The sequence below is a fragment of the Erwinia sp. 2186 genome, from assembly GCF_057812255.1.
Genome location: NZ_CM173824.1, coordinates 3,913,123 through 3,928,946 on the forward strand (window position 1 = coordinate 3,913,123; position 15,824 = coordinate 3,928,946).

Sequence of the window (15,824 nt, forward strand, 5' to 3'; positions counted from 1 at the left end):
GCGGTCTTCTGATTGGTGGGCGCGGCGAACCGCGCCCGATTTAAAGATTAGAAACGGAAGGTCGCTGTTCCAACGACCTGGCGTTCCGCGCCCCAGAAGCAACCATAAGTCTGGAAGCAACTGGCCACGTATTCACGATCGAACAGGTTGTTCACGTTAATTGCCAGGCTGGAGCCATACAGGCCGAAACGTCCAAGGTCATATTTCACTACAGCATCCATCACTGCAGCGCTGCCTACTTTGAAGCTGTTCGCCGGATCGCCGTAGCTTGATCCGATAAAGCGTCCGCCAGCACCGACAGTCAACCCACTGATTGCACCGCTATTGAAGGTGTAATCACCCCACAATGAAGCCATGTGTTTAGGCACCTGCTCTGGCGTATTGCCTTTCAGGGTGGTGTCTTTAGTGAACTCGGCTTCGGTATAAGTGTATGACGCGGTCATGTTGATGTTAGGTGTCAGCGCAGCCTTGCTTTCCAGCTCAACACCGCGAGCACGAATTTCACCTGATGGAACCTGGTTCAGAGCGTTGGTTGGATCCGCCGTCAGCGTATCGCTTTTGGTCAACTGGAAGACGGCTGCGGTCATCACAATTGGACGGTCTTTTGGCACAAACTTCACGCCGGCTTCGTACTGTTCACCTTTTGATGGCGCATATGCCACGCGTGGATCGCTGAACAGGCTAAATGCGTTAGGTTCGAATGACTGACTGTAACTGAAGTAAGGTGAAACTCCGTTATCAAACAGATAGTTCACACCACCACGCCAGGTAAACTGACGGTCGTTGCGCTCAACATAACCGTTATCAGCACGCACGGTAGTCGCCTGAGTAGACCAATCGTAACGTCCACCGAGCGTAAACACCCATTTGTCCCACTCAGCCTGATCCTGAACATAAATGCCAGTCTGCTTCGACTCGTTCATCTGGTAGGGTTCAGCGTTGTCAAAATCGACATCACTCATCGACGGCAGATTATCCAGATCCAGGGCTGGCGCGTTGCCATAGGTTGCGCTGATATCGTTACGCATCCGCGAATAGTCAACGCCCGTTAACAGAGTGTGGCCCAGATCGCCGGTAGCGAATTTGCTCTCCAACTGGGTATCCACGCTGAAGTTTTGCAAACGTTCCTGATCCACAACAGTACCGCGGCCCAGATAATGAGCCTGCTGGGCTGGAGTCAGTGCCTGGCAGTAACTGTTGAAACCATTCATGCTGTTATTACACAGCCCAGTGCCATATGCGCTTTGCTGAGAGGTTTTCATCTCTGAATAACGCAGATTCTGACGTACGGTGAAGGTGTCATTAAAACCATGTTCGAATGCGTAGCCGACCATTTTCTGGTTGCGCGAATAACTGTTGTTGCTCGCACCTTCATTAAAGTTTGTCGGCAGATGGCCGCCATTCGGTAATGGCTCAACCGTTCCCTCTTTCGGTAACCACCCGTAGTAACCGGTTTCTGGTTCATTCTGGAAATAGGAGAGGAAGGTGAAGTTGGTTTTGTCATTCGGCTTCCAGCTGAAGGAAGGCGCAATGGCATAACGCTGTGTTTCCGCATTGGTCTGCTGTTCGTTGGCAGAGCGAGCCAAACCGGTCAGGCGGTAGGAGAACTCTCCGGCATCGTCCAGCGAATCGCTGAAATCGAAACCAGTTTGCATCAGGTTATCCGTGCCCATTTTGAACTGGATTTCGCGCAGTGGCTCAGTCGTCGGACGCTTGCTGACCATCGAAATGATCCCGCCCGGGCTGCTTTTTCCGTAAAGCACCGAGGTTGGGCCGCGCATTAACTCAACGCGCTCCAGGAAATAGGGATCGATCACTGCATCGTTATAAAAGTCGCCCTGCAACTTTTGCCCATCCAGATAATTATTCTGGTTAAGGCCGCGTGAAGAGAATCCGCGAATAATAACAAAGTCATATGTATTGGAAGCGCCACGGCTGCTCACTGTCACACCTGGCGTGTAACCCAGCGCCTGCTTCACTGACATTGGTTGATGAGTATCCATCTCCTGACGGGTCACCACGGAGACAGACTGAGGATTCTTTTCGATCGGCGTATCGGTTTTGGTGCCGGTGGCACTGTGCTTAGCCGCGATGGTTGGGGCGGGTCCCCAGGCACTTTCTTGCGGCGCGGAGCTATTTGCATCGGCGCTAACCGTCAAGGTTTGTTCATTGGCAGCATAAGCAGAAGAGGAAATCGTCATTGCAACAAGGAGAGCCAGACGACGTTTTGAGGTATTCACTGGCAAAGATAAACGATCAAAAGACAAAGTAGCCATTTAGCATTTCTCTGAATGAGATTGATTGAATGTAAACGTAAACGAGAATTATTATTATAACGATTGGATAATATGCGAACTGGCGGCGTTTCTGCAAGAAGAAATGCCCGGTTGACAGGCCGTTTGGCTGAGGAATAACCGCATGTTAAGTGTGGGAAATGACGCATTGAACACGATGTTGCGTCTAAGAGGCGAATTATGATCTTTTACCGGTGATCATTCAGGCCCAGCGCGATCTGACAGGCATAAAAAAAGCCGGCTCATCATGAGCCGGCTTCTTCAGGTCAGGAGGATCACTTGCCGAACATATCCTTAATCCAACCCGCCACACCGTTACTGTCTTTCTGCTCGCTCTGCTGCTGTTGCTGCAACTGTTGTTGCTGCTGAACCTGCTGCTGTTGCTGCTGACACAGCGCACTGGCATCGATGGTCCAGACTGGCAGCGTTCGCCAGGTGCTGCTGCCGGTGCCACAGACAAAGTTACCGGCTGAATCCACCGTCATCGGCGCAATGTCTTCCGGCGGCGTTGGCGTCAGCGGCATCGGTGCCTGGTTATCCAGATAGCGGCGATAAATCTGCATCGCACCGCTGGCGCCATAGAGCTTGGTCGGCTGGTTGTTATCACGCCCAACCCAGGTCACCGTCACCTCTTTGCCATCGACACCGGTAAACCAGCTGTCGACCAGATTATTGGTGGTCCCGGTTTTCCCGGCCAGATGAGCCTTCGGATAACGGGCACCCAGCGCACGTGCCGTACCGTGATCCGCAACCTGCTGCATAGCATACAGCGTCAGGTAAGCGGCCTGAGCCGGAACCGCACGTTCAGCCTGCGGGAAGCTCTGATACAGCACGGTACCGTCTTCAGCGATCACCGAACGCAGCGCGGATAGCGAGGCACGGTTACCGCCGCTGGCGATGGTCTGGAAGGCCTGCGCGACTTCAATTGGCGTCAGGTTCAACGCACCCAGCAGCATTGAAGGCACCGGCTGCAGCTGATCTTTGTTCACGCCCAGTTTGGTCCAGGTATCAATGACCTGTGGCAGCCCAAGCGTCATCCCCAGGTTGACCGTCGGAACGTTCATCGAGTTGGTTAATGCATCCACCAGCATCACCTGACCACTAAAGCGATGGTCATCGTTCTCCGGTTTCCACACCTGGCCATTAGGCTGTTTCAGCGCAATCGGGTTATCGGCAATCCAGGTATTCAGGCGGTACTTATCTGGCTGGCTTAACGCCGTCAGATAGGTGGCCGGTTTTGCCAGGGAGCCGATAGAACGGCGCGCCTGCAGCGCACGGTTATAACCGGCAAACTGCGGATCGGCACCGCCAACCATCGCACGTACTTCACCACTGAAGCGGTCAACCACCACCATCGCGGTTTCCAGATCCTTCAGCCCACGCTGTTTACGCAGCGCCGGAATGCCGTCTTCCACCGATTTCTCGGCCGCATCCTGTGAGACCGGATCCAGCGTGGTGAAGATTTTCACCCCGGAGAGATCTTTGACTTTATCGCCCAGCTTGGCCTGCAGTTCGTTACGCACCATCTGCATAAAGGCTGGCTGAGGGGTGATCACGCCGCCTTTAGGCTGCACGCCTAACGGACGGGCGCTGAGCATGTCATACAGCTCCTGGTCGATCACTTTCTGCTGCTGCAACAGACGCAGCACCAGGTTGCGGCGCTCGAGGGCCAGTTTCGGGTTACGCCACGGGTTATACAGTGACGCGCCTTTTACCATGCCAACCAGCAATGCCTGCTGATCGAGGCTCAGCTCATCAACCGGACGGCCGAAGTAGTAAAGGCTGGCCAGCGGGAAGCCGCGGATCTGATCGTTGCCGGCCTGGCCGAGGTACACCTCATTCAGATAGAGCTCAAGAATGCGGTCTTTGCTGTAACGCGCATCCATGATCAGCGCCATATAGGCTTCGTTGGCTTTACGCCACAGCGAACGCTCGTTGGTCAGGAACAGGTTTTTCACCAGTTGCTGCGTCAAGGTACTGCCACCCTGCACGGCTTTACCGGCAGTGATGTTGGCAAGGAACGCACGGCCAATCGAGTACAGGCTGATACCGTCATGCTGATAGAAATGACGGTCTTCTGTTGCCACCAGGGTGTCGACCAACAAGTCCGGGAAGCCGGCACGCGGGACGAACAGACGCTGCTCGCCGTTTGGCGATTGCAGCATGGTGATCAGACGCGGATCGAGGCGGAAGAAGCCGAAGTCACGGCCGCTGTCGAGGTTCTTGATCTCGCTTAAGGTGTCGCCGCTAAAGCTTAACTGCGCGCGGATCTGCCCTTCTTTGCTGTCCGGGAAGTCAAACGGACGGCGGATCATCTCAATGCTGTTGGCCTGCACGGTAAACTCGCCAGGACGCGTCATCTTCGTCACTTCACGATACTGTGTGCCTTCCAGCAGGGCGACCATCTCTTTCTTGCTGTAGGACATGCCCGGCTCAAGGTTGACCATACGGCCATACACGGTGGCCGGCAGCTGCCAGACTTTGCCATCAATACGACTGCGAATTTGTGAATCGAGGTAAACCCCGTACACGGCCATCACCACGATAAAGACCAGCAGTAGCTTAATCAATAAGCTCAGCCAGCCTCTTTTCTTACCGGGTGGACGCCCTTTTCCTTTACGTGGCACCGGTTCTACCTCCTCGTTTTCATGGTCATCATCCTGAAAATCATCATAATCATCGTGCTCATCATCCCTGCGGCGACCTTTGCCCGCCACCTTGCGCGGGGGTTTGGGCTGTTTTCCCTTGCGCCCAATCGGTTCGCGATCGTCAGACATTCGTTTTTCTTCTCCGGGAACTGCCGTCGGCAAAGCCGACTACTATGTTCTTACTCAATAAGCTTCGGAACTGGAACCTTCCGAAATGCGTACTCCAGCCGCTTCCTTCAGGAAGGTGCCGAGAATTTTTTGGTGCGCCGTGTCGGCAGCGCGGTTGCCGGGTTATCGGGCCAGGCATGTTTTGGATAGCGTCCTTTCATCTCTTTTTGTACCTCGCGGTACGCACCCTGCCAGAACCCGGCGAGATCGCGGGTAATTTGCAGCGGGCGCTGAGCCGGTGAAAGCAGCTCAAGCACCAGAGGGACTCGCCCACCCGCGACCACGGGATTTTGCGCTTCGCCAAACATTTCCTGCAGGCGAACGGCCAGCGCCGGGGGCTTCTCTTCATCATATCGGATCGGAAGCCGGCTTCCGGTCGGCACAGTGTAATGAGTTGGCAGGACAGTATCCAGTTGCTGACGCTGTGACCATGTGAGCAATTGTAATAAAGCCCCGACAATATCCAGCTGCTTCAAGCCCCGGCCATCACGCACGCCACCCATCGCCGGCAACAACCAGTGCTCCAGCGACGCCAGCAGGTCCGCCTCTGTGGCCGCAGGCCAGGCTTCTTCCGCTAACCACTGGCGGGCGCAAACCAGCCGGATCCGCAGCTGTTCCGCCTGCGGGGTCCAGTTCAGTACCGATAACCCTTTGCTGCGGATCCAGCGCAGCATCGCCAGATGCAGTTCGGCCTCGTCGGGTTTAGCCAGCGGTTGCGAGCTAATGACCAGCTCGCCGATCTGCTGCCGTTGCCAGGCCCGCAGCGTACCGCGCTCTTCATCCCATTCCACTTCCGTGCGGCGATCCAGCAACTGTGGGCATTCGCTGGTCAGGCTGTCAATGTCGAACGGCGTGGCCTGAAGCATTCTCGCGTCAGGTTGTGAGCTGCCTTGTAAAAGTGCCGGTGCAATCAGCCATTCGTAGCGGGTCAGCGCCGCGTCATTATCCAGCATGGCGCCCATCCCGTTCGCCAGCTGATAGCGTCCTTCTGAACCGCGCCGACGGGCAATGCGGTCGGGAAACGCACCGGCAAGCAGTGGCACGATAAGGTCGCTGTCCGCAGTGCCGCCGGTCACCTGCAACCGCTGCTGCAACTGGGTGGCGCGCTTCAGCCAGTTGGGCTGTCGGCGGTGAAAACTGTCGCGAAGGTCGGCGCTTCCCCGCGCAGGCTCTTCCAGAATAGCCACCAGCAGGGCCGCGGTGGCGACTCGGTCCGCATCGCGGCCGGCATCCACTAACAGCGCAGAATTACGGGGATCGCTGCCCAGATTGGCCATGCTTCTGCCTTTCGCGGTCAGCATACCCGTTTTATCCGTCGCGCCTAACTGCTGTAATAATTTTCGGGCCTGAATCAGATTATTCTCCGGCGGGGTATCCAGCCACTGCAACTGGCTGACGTCATGACAACCCCACTGCAGCAGGTCCAGCCACAGCGAGGCCAGATCGCTGTGCAGGATCTCCGCTTCGGCATGCGTCGCTGCCCGCTCGGCCTGCTCTTTCGCCGTCAGATGCAGGCAAATTCCGGGCTCCAGTCGTCCGGCGCGTCCGGCACGCTGGGTCATCGACGCCTGGCTGACGCGTTGCGTCTGCAAACGCGTTAATCCGCTGCGAGGATCAAACTGGCCGGTGCGTTCTAACGCACTGTCCACCACCAGGCGGATGCCTTCAATGGTCAGGCTGGTCTCGGCAATATTGGTGGCCAGCACCACTTTGCGCCGCCCTGCTGGCGCCGGCAGGATGGCTTTTTGCTGCTCGCTCAGCGGCAGCGCGCCATATAAGGGACAGAGATCGACATCATTGCCGATCAGTGAGGCAAGCTGGGTCTGGATGCGCTGGATCTCGCCAACGCCCGGCAGGAAAAGTAACAGCGATCCGGACTCTTCCCGCAGCAGTTGGCTGACCTGCTTTGCCACCGCGTCATCAAAACGCAGGTGGGTGGCCAGCGAGGTATAGCGCCGGTCGACGGGAAAAGAACGGCCTTCAGAGGCGATCATCGGCGCGTCAGGCAGCAACTGCTGCAGCCGCTGATTATCCAGCGTGGCGGACATCAGCAGGATTTTGAGGTCATCACGCAGGCCTTGCTGCACGTCCAGCAGCAGCGCCAGCGCAAGATCTGCCTGCAGACTGCGCTCATGGAATTCATCGAGGATCACCAGCGAAACGCCGTCCAGCATCGGGTCCTGCTGCAACATGCGCGTGAGGATCCCTTCGGTCACCACTTCTATCCGCGTAGTGGGCCCGACACGGCTTTCAGAACGCATGCGGTAGCCAACGGTGTCGCCGGGCTGCTGCCCGAGCAATTCGGCCAGTCGTTGTGCAACATTCCGCGCCGCCAGCCGACGGGGTTCCAGCAGCAAAATACGTCCGCTAAAATCCGCCTGCTGCAGGATTTGCAGCGGCAGCCAGGTGGATTTGCCTGCGCCGGTAGGTGCCGCCAGCAGCACTTGCGAAGAGGTCCGCAGCGCCGAAAGCAGTTCGGGTAATACGGCACTCACCGGTAATGAACTCACGTTTTTGCTCCAGAACGTCATGGTCATAAATAGCCGGGCATTGTAGCATCCCTGTTTCTGGAATACCGGAGAGCCCCATGAGTGAGCAAAAAAGGCTGTTTTTCGGCATCGCATTGCCGGATGAAATCAGTCAGAGCGTCATTCAATGGCGTGCTGACACCTTCCCCGCCGAGGCCGGTCGTCCGGTCGCCGCGGCGAATTTACATCTGACGCTGGCGTTCCTCGGTGAAATCAGTGACGAAAAGGCCGGCGCGTTAGCGCAGCTGGCGGGCCGCATCCAACAGCGTCCGTTTACGCTGACGCTGGATGATGCCGGGCACTGGCCGCGCTCCGGCGTGGTCTGGCTGGGGCCAAAACAGTCGCCGCGTGGACTGCTGCAACTGGCGGAACTGTTGCGATCGCAGGCAGCCAGAAGTGGCTGTTATCAAAGCCCGATGCCCTTTCATCCGCATGTCACATTACTGCGCAACGCTACGCAGCCCGTCTCGTTGCCGCCACGCAATTTTAGCTGGCCGTTTCGCGTCGAGCGCTTCGCGCTGTTTCAGTCCGTTTACGCCGGTGGCCGAACCCGCTATCAGCAGCTCGCAGAATGGGCATTAACACAGGAAGTGATATGAGATTTAGCCCTGCGCTACAGTCGGCAACGCTGATAAAGCGTTACAAACGTTTTCTGGCCGATGTTGTCACACCCGACGGCGAAACGCTGACAATACACTGTGCCAACACCGGTGCGATGACCGGTTGCGCCACACCAGGCGACACCGTGTGGTACTCCACGTCCGACAGTTTGACGCGGAAATACCCGCACAGCTGGGAACTGACCGAGACACAGCAAGGCGACTGGATATGTGTGAACACGCTGAGAGCCAACAGCTTAGTAAAAGAAGCGTTCGCGCTCGGCGCGATTCCAGAATTTTCCAGTTACACCGACATCCGCGCTGAGGTGAAATACGGCGCAGAAAAGAGCCGCATCGACTTTCTGTTACAGGCGGAGGATCGGGTAAACTGCTATATTGAAGTCAAATCCGTGACGCTACTCCAGCAAGGTAAAGGGTATTTTCCGGATGCGGTTACCGAACGCGGCCAAAAGCACCTTCGCGAACTGGCGAAGATTTCTGAAAATGGTCAGCGTGCGGTTCTGTTTTTTGCCGTTTTGCACTCGGGGATTGAGGACGTTTCCCCGGCGCGTCATATTGATGCGCGCTACGCAGAACTACTGGCACAGGCTCAGCAGAGCGGGGTTGAAGTGCTTTGTTATAAAGCGCAGTTATCATCCGATGGCATGTCATTGAAAAAGCCACTGGCTGTGGAGTTGTAAAGTAAGGCGCAATTTGCTGTTATAGGAAAGCTCTTAGCTGGCGCCCAAATACGCTTTTCCTCACAGGCTTGTCAAGGCATGTTGAGGAATAATTGCCAACCTTGATCGCTTCTGCTATTTATAGCGACCTGTTTTTATCCCCATTGGGGATCGATAGTGCGTGTTATCCAGGAGAAACAACATGCAAGAAGGGCAAACCCGTAAAACCTCGTCCCTGAGTATTCTCGCCATCGCTGGGGTGGAGCCATACCAAGAGAAGCCGGGCGAAGAGTACATGAACAAAGCCCAGCTGGTGCATTTCAAGAAGATCCTTGAAGCCTGGCGCAACCAGCTCCGGGATGAAGTTGATCGCACGGTAACTCATATGCAAGATGAAGCCGCCAACTTCCCCGATCCGGTTGACCGCGCTGCACAGGAAGAGGAATTTAGCCTTGAACTGCGTAACCGCGACCGTGAGCGCAAGCTGATCAAGAAGATTGAGAAGACGTTGAAGAAAGTCGAAGACGACGATTTTGGCTACTGCGATTCCTGTGGCGTTGAAATCGGTATCCGTCGCCTTGAAGCACGTCCTACTGCCGATCTTTGCATCGACTGTAAAACGCTGGCGGAAATCCGCGAAAAACAAATGGCCGGTTAATGGCTAATGGATTGTGCAGTGAGGCTGGTACGTTACCCGCTTCACTGCCTGTCTCTACTACCATGCTCACTTCCTGCATCGGGCGTTTTGCCCCCTCTCCCTCTGGTGAATTGCATTTTGGCTCCCTGATTGCTGCGGTTGGCAGCTACCTGCAGGCCCGCGCTCAGCATGGCCAGTGGCGGGTGCGCATTGAAGATATCGATCCGCCCCGTGAAGTCCCCGGCGCGGCAAACAGGATCCTGCAACAGCTGGAACAGCACGGTCTTGAGTGGGATGGCGACGTGCTCTGGCAGTCAGCGCGTCATCAGGCCTACCGCGACGCGCTGGCCTGGCTGGAAGAACATCAGCGCAGTTACTACTGCACCTGTACGCGAAGCCGCATTCAACAACTTGGCGGCCTGTACGATCGGCACTGCCGCGATTTGCATCTGGGTGCGGAAAACGCCGCGATCCGTTTGCGAGTAGACCATCCTGTTAGTCAGTTTCAGGATGCGCTGCGCGGTGAAATAGTGGCGAATGCCGGCATGGCAGGCGAGGATTTTATTATTCATCGCCGTGACGGCCTGTTTGCATATAACCTGGCGGTGGTGGTCGACGATCATTTCCAGGGCATTACCGACGTGGTCCGCGGAGCCGATTTGATTGACCCGACGGTCAGACAGATTGCCCTGTATCAGCAGTTTGGCTGGCAGGTGCCTGACTATCTGCACCTGCCGCTGGCCATCGGTGCGGATGGCAATAAGTTGTCGAAACAGAATTACGCCACGCCGCTGCCCACGGGTGATGCGCGCCCGGCGGTGGTCCAGGCATTACGTTTTCTGGGCCAGTCGGTCAGTGAAGGCTGGCAGGATCTGCCGCTGTCAGCGACGTTGCAGCAGGCAATTGTTCACTGGAATGTGGCTAAGATCCCCTCAGAAAACGCTGTTTATAATCGTGCGCAGACCTGACAAAAACCCGGTTACTATCGGGAAGATGTCCGGGATGTCAGATGAGCATTCTCAAATGCGCTTCTCTGAGCTATGATTAGCCGCTGTTTTTTATCGCCCAGATTTTAATGTCACTATCGAGGTGTCCCATTTTTACCCGAGTTGCTAATTTTTGCCGAAAAGTTTTGAGTCGCGAAGACGAAGCGCCAGCTGCTGAGGTCGGTGTAGTGCATCAGATGACCGTGATCCCTCGCGATCGTCATACTATTTCGCGCAAAGACATCAGTGAAAATGCCCTCAAGGTCTTGTATCGCCTGAATAAAGCAGGGTACGAAGCCTATCTGGTCGGTGGCGGCGTCCGCGACTTATTGCTGGGTAAAAAACCGAAAGATTTCGATGTCACCACCAACGCCACGCCGGATCAGATGCGTAAACTGTTCCGCAACTGCCGTCTGGTTGGCCGTCGTTTCCGCCTGGCCCACGTGATGTTTGGCCCGGAAATTATCGAAGTGGCGACCTTCCGTGGTCATCACGAAGCCGAGCAGGTCGCTGAAGATCGCAACACCTCTCAGCGCGGCCAGAACGGCATGCTGCTGCGCGACAACATTTTCGGCACCATCGAAGACGATGCTCAGCGCCGTGACTTAACCATCAACAGCCTTTATTACAGCGTCTCGGACTTCTCAGTCCGTGACTATGTTGGTGGCCTGAACGACCTGCAGCAGGGCATTGTCCGTCTGATTGGCGATCCTGAAACCCGCTACCGTGAAGATCCGGTGCGGATGCTGCGCGTGGTGCGTTTCGCCGCCAAGCTGGATATGTCGGTTGCCGCTGAAACCGCCGAGCCGATCCCCCGTCTGGCGACGCTGCTGCATGACATTCCGCCGGCCCGTCTGTTTGAAGAAACCCTCAAGCTGCTGCAGGCGGGATACGGCTACAGCACCTATCTGCAACTGCGTGAATACCAGCTGTTCCAGCCACTGTTCCCGACCATTACCCGTTACTTTACGGAAAAGGGCGACAGCAATATGGAGCGGATGATTGTGCAGGTGCTGAAAAACACCGATCACCGTATTCACAATCAGATGCGCGTTAACCCGGCATTCCTGTTCTCCGCCATGTTCTGGTATCCGCAATTAGAAGCGGCTCAGAAGATTGCTCAGGAAAGCGGCCTGGCCTACTACGATGCCTTCGCGCTGGCGATGAATGACGTGCTGGATGAAGCCTGCCGTTCGCTGGCAATTCCAAAGCGCATCACCACGCTGGTTCGTGATATCTGGCAGCTGCAGCTGCGTCTGTCCCGTCGTCACGGCAAACGCGCCTGGAAGCTGATGGAGCATCCTAAGTTCCGTGCCGCCTATGACCTGCTGGCGCTGCGTGCTGAAGTGGAAAACAATCAGGAACTGCTGAAGCTGACCGCCTGGTGGAACGATTTCCAGGTTTCCGCGCCGCCGCAGCAAAAAACCATGCTGAATACCCTGGGTGACGATCCGGTGCCACGTCGCCGCACCCGTCGTCCGCGCAAGCGCGTGCCTGGCCCGCGTCGTGACGGTAACAACAGCAACGCATGATGCGCGTCTACTTAGCGCTGGGCAGTAATCTTGCCGATCCAATGCATCAGGTGCAGGCTGCACTTGATGCATTGGCTGCTATCCCCCACACCACGCTGGTTGCCACCTCCGCTTTCTACCGCACGCCACCTTATGGTCCACCCGACCAGCCTGACTACCTTAATGCCGCCGTTTTGCTGAACACTTCACTGTCGCCGGAAGCCTTGCTCGATCACACCCAGCGTATTGAGCTGGAACAGGGACGCGTGCGCAAAGATGAACGCTGGGGACCGCGTACGCTGGACCTGGACATCATGCTGTTTGGCGACCTGACGCTGAATACCCCCCGTCTGACCGTGCCGCATTACGATATTGCCAATCGCGCCTTTATGCTGGTTCCCCTGCTTGAGATCGCCCCCAATCTGACCTTCCCGGATGGAACCGCCGCCGAACGCATGCTGGCTAAACTGGATGCGAGCGCCATTCAGCGCTGGTAGTGCAAACCCCCTTCCCTTCCATTAAGATACGCCCACCAGAACACGCTTACAGAGGTTGCGATGAAACCGACCACGGTCTCTACCCTTCGCCAGTGGAAAAAGAGCGGACGCAAGTTTGCCTCCATTACTGCCTATGATTTCAGCTTTGCCCGACTGTTCGCCGATGAAGGCCTGCAGGTCATGTTGGTGGGCGATTCGCTGGGCATGGTGGTTCAGGGACATGATTCCACGCTGCCGGTGACCCTTGCCGACATCGTTTACCACACTCAGGCCGTGCGCCGCGGTGCGCCTGCTGCATTGCTGCTCTCCGACCTGCCGTTTATGACCTATGCCACGCCTGAGCAAACCTTTGACAGCGCCGCGCAGCTGATGCGCGCCGGGGCCAACATGGTCAAGCTGGAAGGCGGAAAATGGCTGGCAGAGACGGTCAGGCAGTTAACCGAACGTGCCGTGCCGGTTTGCGGACATCTCGGCCTTACGCCACAGTCAGTGAATATCTTTGGTGGCTATAAGGTTCAGGGTCGCGAAAGCGAGGCGGCCGATGCACTGCTGGCCGATGCGCTGGCGCTGGAAGCGGCCGGTGCGCAGCTGCTGGTGCTGGAGTGTGTGCCGGTGGCGCTGGCTCAGCGCATCACCGACGCGCTGAGCATTCCGGTGATCGGCATTGGTGCCGGCAACGTCACCGATGGTCAAATTCTGGTGATGCATGACGCCTTTGGCATTACCGGCGGCCACATTCCCAAGTTTGCTAAAAACTTCCTCGCGGAAACCGGCGATATCCGCGCCGCCATCAGGCAGTATGTTGCGGACGTCGAAACGGGGACTTACCCTGCCGAAGAACACAGTTTTCACTAACACAGGAGACGATCTGTGCTGATTATTGAAACCTTGCCGATGCTGCGCCGTGAAATCCGGCGCTGGCGGCAGGACGGTAAGCGCATCGCGCTGGTGCCGACCATGGGCAACCTGCATGACGGTCATATGACACTGGTCGATGAAGCGCGCGAGCAGGCAGACATTGTGGTTGTCTCGATCTTTGTTAACCCGATGCAGTTTGAACGTCCGGACGATTTGGCCCGCTATCCGCGCACCTTGCAGGAAGACTGCGAGAAGCTGAACCGCCGCAAAGTCGATTTGGTCTTCTCCCCGGCACCGGGCGAAGTCTATCCAAAGGGACTGAGCGATCAGACCTTTGTCGATGTACCAGGCCTTTCAACGCTGCTGGAAGGCGCCAGCCGTCCCGGCCATTTCCGTGGCGTGTCGACCATTGTCAGTAAGCTTTTCAACCTGGTGCAGCCCGATATGGCGCTGTTCGGCGAGAAGGATTACCAGCAGCTGGCGTTAATCCGCAAGATGGTGGCGGATATGGGCTACGACATCGATATCATCGGTGTGCCGACGGTCAGAGCCAAAGATGGTCTGGCACTCAGTTCGCGTAACGGCTATCTGACCGCGGATGAGCGTAAAATCGCCCCGGTGGTCAGCAAAGTGATGAACAGCATGGCCGAGCGGCTGTCCAACGGTGAACGGCATATCGAAGAGATCATTGCCGCCGCGGAAGAGGCGCTGGCAGAAAAAGGCTTACGGGCTGATGGACTGGCGATTTGCGATGCCGACACGCTGCTGCCGCTGAATGTCGACAGCCAGCGCGCGGTGATCCTGATGGCCGCCTGGTTAGGTAAAGCGCGTCTGATTGACAACCAACAGGTCGATCTGACGCAGTAACAGTCACTGGCGCTCAGGGGTTCCTGGCGTTCGTTTTTGTGATTTCCGAGAAAGGTAACAAGGTTATGAACCGTACTATGCTGCAGGGCAAGCTTCACCGGGTGACCGTCACTCAGGCGGATCTGAATTATGAAGGCTCCTGTGCCATCGATCAGGATTTCCTCGACGCTTCCGGCATTCTGCAATACGAAGCGATCGACATTTACAACGTGACTAACGGCCAGCGTTTCTCGACCTATGCCATTGCGGCTGAGCGCGGCTCAAAGATTATCTCTGTTAACGGTGCCGCAGCGCGTTGTGCCTGTGAAGGGGATATTTTGATTATCTGCTCTTATGTGGATATGCCGGATGCAGAGGCACGCGAATGGCAGCCGAAAGTGGCCTATTTTGAAGGCGCAAACGTCATGAAGCGTCTGGCGAAAGCGGTTCCGGTTCAGGTTGCCTGATCCCCTACCCCGTCCAAACGTGCAAAGGGCCGACCGCTGTCGGCCCTTTTTTATTGCCTGCTAATCTGAATAGCTTGGTCTTAATGCACCAGCGTGGCGGTGACCTTGGGCTTTTTCTTCAGGGTGAACAAGAAGTTCAGCATCCCGTGCTTGCGTATCCAGCAGATAGCCAGCGGCAGCAGCAGTGCGGAGAGGAAAGCCGCGATAAATTTCAGATCGCTGATCAGGATATTGCTGCTGTTGATTTTCACCGCTTTGGCAAACACCTGCACGGCCAGATAGTGCGACAGGTAAAAGACAATCGAGTTAACGCCAACAAAATGCACCAGCTTCACGTTGGTGTGCAGCGCCAGGAAGATAAAGATCGGGATCGAGCACAGGGCCAGTGGCGCCAGCAGCTGCCAGGAAATGCCTTCCTCAATCAACAGATTCATCGAAGAGAGCGCGATAAAACATAACAGTGAAGGTAATAAAATGGATTTTTTGCTGATGACGGCGGGAATATCGACCTGCTTTCGTACCAGCATATCCCCGAGGAAAAAGAATGGGAACAGGTAAAACATTCGGTTAACGTGGCTGTTATCAAAGCCAGCAAATACGCTGTCTGCGGGAATTTCTGGCAGGATATAACTGATAAACAGCGACAGCGGAATGACAATATAAAATGGAACGCGCCGCACTAAGGGAATGATCATGAAGAAAATGAATAACGAATGCAGAAACCAGGTAATATCGCCGCCGCCGGTCAAATGCGAAAGCAGGATATTCATGGGCGACTGTGGTTTATTGGAGACCGAGTTAAACAGGAGTTTCAGCCCGCCATAAATCGCCACCCAGACGATAAACGGGTAAAGAATGCTTTTGACCTTATTTTTCGCAAAGCTATCAAAGCCTTTCTTCAATCCACTGTCCACAAACAGCCCTGAGACAAAAAACATCAGGCCCAGTCTGACGGGCTCCAGCAGATGGTTAACGGTGTTCGTTACGATGGTAAGGTGCCCGGCATCGCCATTTACGGCGATAGTGCTATGTAGAAAAATAACGGCAAGCACACTCATCCCACGCAGGTTATCAACCCATGTTAGTCTGTTCATATTTATCCCGT

General features: G+C 55.9%; 13 protein-coding genes. 9 read left to right on the forward strand and 4 right to left on the reverse strand.

What is annotated here, in order from left to right:
* Positions 1 to 47: 47 nt before the first annotated feature.
* From fhuA to hrpB, 3 genes are all read right to left on the reverse strand, one after another.
* Entirely contained in the window at positions 48 to 2,276 is a 2,229-nt protein-coding gene (gene fhuA, locus ACXKZG_RS18375) for a ferrichrome porin FhuA (RefSeq protein ID WP_488875245.1), read from the reverse strand.
* A 293-nt stretch (positions 2,277 to 2,569) separates the two neighbouring features.
* Entirely contained in the window at positions 2,570 to 5,071 is a 2,502-nt protein-coding gene (mrcB, locus tag ACXKZG_RS18380; RefSeq protein WP_488875246.1) for a bifunctional glycosyl transferase/transpeptidase, read from the reverse strand.
* Positions 5,072 to 5,178: 107 nt separating this feature from the next.
* On the reverse strand, positions 5,179 to 7,641 hold the full coding sequence (hrpB, locus tag ACXKZG_RS18385) for an ATP-dependent helicase HrpB (RefSeq protein ID WP_488876284.1): 2,463 nt from the start codon (positions 7,639 to 7,641) through the stop codon (positions 5,179 to 5,181).
* 56 nt (positions 7,642 to 7,697) lie between these two features.
* Between hrpB and thpR the strand changes: the two genes are divergently transcribed.
* The 9 genes from thpR (at position 7,698) to panD (ending at position 14,719) form a co-directional block, all read left to right on the forward strand.
* On the forward strand, positions 7,698 to 8,237 hold the full coding sequence (thpR, locus tag ACXKZG_RS18390) for an RNA 2',3'-cyclic phosphodiesterase (RefSeq protein WP_151038221.1): 540 nt from the start codon (positions 7,698 to 7,700) through the stop codon (positions 8,235 to 8,237).
* On the forward strand, positions 8,234 to 8,938 hold the full coding sequence (gene sfsA, locus ACXKZG_RS18395) for a DNA/RNA nuclease SfsA (RefSeq protein ID WP_013200824.1): 705 nt from the start codon (positions 8,234 to 8,236) through the stop codon (positions 8,936 to 8,938). The genes thpR and sfsA overlap by 4 nt, the downstream gene beginning before the upstream one ends.
* Positions 8,939 to 9,119: 181 nt before the next feature.
* Positions 9,120 to 9,575: an RNA polymerase-binding protein DksA gene (gene dksA / locus ACXKZG_RS18400; protein ID WP_013200823.1), complete on the forward strand. Its 456-nt coding sequence runs from the start codon at positions 9,120 to 9,122 to the stop codon at positions 9,573 to 9,575.
* A gap of 62 nt (positions 9,576 to 9,637) precedes the next feature.
* Positions 9,638 to 10,522 carry a tRNA glutamyl-Q(34) synthetase GluQRS gene (gluQRS, locus tag ACXKZG_RS18405; protein ID WP_488876285.1) on the forward strand — a complete coding sequence of 295 codons (885 nt, stop codon included), beginning with the start codon at positions 9,638 to 9,640 and terminating at the stop codon, positions 10,520 to 10,522.
* A gap of 128 nt (positions 10,523 to 10,650) precedes the next feature.
* Positions 10,651 to 12,072, forward strand: a complete 1,422-nt coding sequence (gene pcnB, locus ACXKZG_RS18410; RefSeq protein WP_206404491.1) for a polynucleotide adenylyltransferase PcnB — start codon at positions 10,651 to 10,653, stop codon at positions 12,070 to 12,072.
* Positions 12,069 to 12,548 carry a 2-amino-4-hydroxy-6-hydroxymethyldihydropteridine diphosphokinase gene (gene folK, locus ACXKZG_RS18415; protein WP_041691910.1) on the forward strand — a complete coding sequence of 160 codons (480 nt, stop codon included), beginning with the start codon at positions 12,069 to 12,071 and terminating at the stop codon, positions 12,546 to 12,548. The genes pcnB and folK overlap by 4 nt, the downstream gene beginning before the upstream one ends.
* Positions 12,549 to 12,608: 60 nt before the next feature.
* Positions 12,609 to 13,403: a 3-methyl-2-oxobutanoate hydroxymethyltransferase gene (panB, locus tag ACXKZG_RS18420; RefSeq protein WP_105760816.1), complete on the forward strand. Its 795-nt coding sequence runs from the start codon at positions 12,609 to 12,611 to the stop codon at positions 13,401 to 13,403.
* A 15-nt stretch (positions 13,404 to 13,418) separates the two neighbouring features.
* Positions 13,419 to 14,273 (forward strand): pantoate--beta-alanine ligase, encoded by an 855-nt coding sequence (gene panC, locus ACXKZG_RS18425; protein WP_013200818.1) that lies wholly within the window; start codon positions 13,419 to 13,421, stop codon positions 14,271 to 14,273.
* Between the two features lie 65 nt (positions 14,274 to 14,338).
* The gene (gene panD / locus ACXKZG_RS18430) at positions 14,339 to 14,719 is read left to right on the forward strand and encodes an aspartate 1-decarboxylase (RefSeq protein WP_013200817.1); all 381 of its coding nucleotides are present in this window, start codon (positions 14,339 to 14,341) and stop codon (positions 14,717 to 14,719) included.
* 80 nt (positions 14,720 to 14,799) lie between these two features.
* Here the strand turns inward: panD and ACXKZG_RS18435 are convergent, their stop codons facing one another.
* The gene (locus ACXKZG_RS18435; RefSeq protein WP_013200816.1) at positions 14,800 to 15,813 is read right to left on the reverse strand and encodes an acyltransferase family protein; all 1,014 of its coding nucleotides are present in this window, start codon (positions 15,811 to 15,813) and stop codon (positions 14,800 to 14,802) included.
* Positions 15,814 to 15,824 lie beyond the last annotated feature (11 nt).